Source organism: Frankia sp. AgKG'84/4 (assembly GCF_023242965.2).
In the GTDB taxonomy this organism is placed as follows: Bacteria; Actinomycetota; Actinomycetes; order Frankiales; family Frankiaceae; genus Frankia.
This window is the reverse complement of the sequence record NZ_JALKFU020001020.1, coordinates 1-1,767: the sequence shown is the minus strand read 5'-3', so window position 1 is coordinate 1,767 and position 1,767 is coordinate 1. Positions and strand designations below refer to the sequence as shown.

Below are 1,767 nucleotides of genomic sequence, written 5' to 3'. Positions count from 1 at the left end.
GTCCCGGCGGGTCCAGCACGGCGACGGTGACGCGACCACGGTGACCGGGCCCGTCCTGGACCCGCGGGAGGAGCTGCGCCAGCGCCGGCACGCCTACCAGGCGCACCTGGCGAAGCCGGGCGTGATGGGCCGCCTGCTGCGCCGGCCGGGAATCACCGCCGCGGTCACAGGTGGACTGCTGCTCCTGCTGACCCTGCCGACACTCGGCATGCACACCGCCGAACAGGGCTTCGACGACATCCCGAAGAAGCTTCCGATCATGAAGACGTACGAGCGGCTGTCCGCGGCCTTCCCCGGCGGCCAGGTCGCGGCGCACGTGATCATTTCCACCACGGACGGCTCCACCGTGACGACGCCGCAGGCATCCCAGGCCATCCAGACGCTGCGCGACCGGGCACTGGCCACCGGCAAGCTGTACAACCCCGTCGTTGTCAGCCTGACTCCCGACCAGCAGGTCGCCCGGATCTCGCTGCCGATCGCCGGCAACGGCACAAATGGTGAGTCGATCAGCGCCCTGAAGACGCTGCGGTCCACGGTGATCCCTTCCGTCCTCGGTTCCGACTCGAACCTGCGGGCCGACGTGACCGGCACGACCGCCGGTTCCGCGGACTTCAACCAGCGGCTGAAGACCCGCACCCCGCTGGTGATCGCCTTCGTCATGGTGCTCGCGTTCGGGCTGCTGCTGGGCGCGTTCCGCAGCGCGCTGATCGCCCTGGTCGCTGTCGGCCTCAACCTGCTCTCGGTCGGTGCGTCGTATGGCCTGCTCGTGGCGGTCTTCCAGCACCACTGGGCCGACGGGCTGCTCGGCTACACCTCCACCGGGGCGGTCACGAACTGGCTGCCACTGATGCTGTTCGTGATCCTGTTCGGCCTGTCCATGGACTACCAGGTCTTCGTGCTCAGCCGGGTGAAGGAGGCCCGCGACGCCGGCCTGTCCATGCGGGACGCGGTCATGGTCGGCGTGCGGCGCAGCGCCGGCGTGGTGACGAGCGCGGCAGTCATCATGGTCGCGGTGTTCTCGATCTTCGCGACGCTGTCGCAGGTCAGCATGAAGCAGCTCGGGGTCGGCCTCGGCGCGGCGATCCTCATCGACGCCACGCTCATCCGCGTGGTGCTCATGCCGGCGGTCCTCACCCTGCTCGGTGACCGCCTGTGGCGCGGCTCGGGATCGGGCTCCGACCTGGACGACGACACCCGCGCCGAACTGCCCCGCCAGCACGGTGGCCACCCCGGCCAGCCGGAGGGAGTCCCGGGCCGGTCGGGTGACCTCGCCGGCGAGCGGCTCCCCGAGGGGGCCAGCCGGACGGTCCGTCCCCGACCGGACTATCCGACGCCGCGCTGGGCACTGCCGCCGAACTGATCCGCGTCAGGCTGATCATCGCCAACAGGCCGCCGGTCGGACCGAGTCAGTCTCGGTCCGACCGGCGGCCTCGCCGCGTCCCCGAGGTGGCAATGACAGCGGTGCCACCATTCCCCGGCGCCGCTGGGCTACCTCCATAAGGGCCTGTGACCAGCGCCATCCCGGCCCGGACAGGCCGAGCGCAGTACGGATCACAGTGAGTCGCGGGAGGCATTGCGGGGGAGTTACAGTGTCGCTCGACGTCCGGTACCCCACCCGAGGACTGGAACGGAAGCCCATGAGCATCGTTCTGCCCGGCGCTACCGACCGCGCCCAGCGATCCGGTCGCCCAGGCGACTCCTCCCCGGCCACCGCGCCACCCGCGCCACCCACGACGGCAGGCGTCCACGCGCCGGCCAGGCCGATCC

At 71.0% G+C, this 1,767-nt stretch carries 1 protein-coding gene; it reads left to right on the top strand.

Annotation, left to right across the window (positions count from 1 at the left end):
- Positions 1-1,360: MMPL family transporter (locus MXD58_RS26930; protein ID WP_250610624.1), on the top strand; the 1,360-nt coding region annotated here is incomplete at its 5' end.
- Positions 1,361-1,767: the final 407 nt, after the last annotated feature.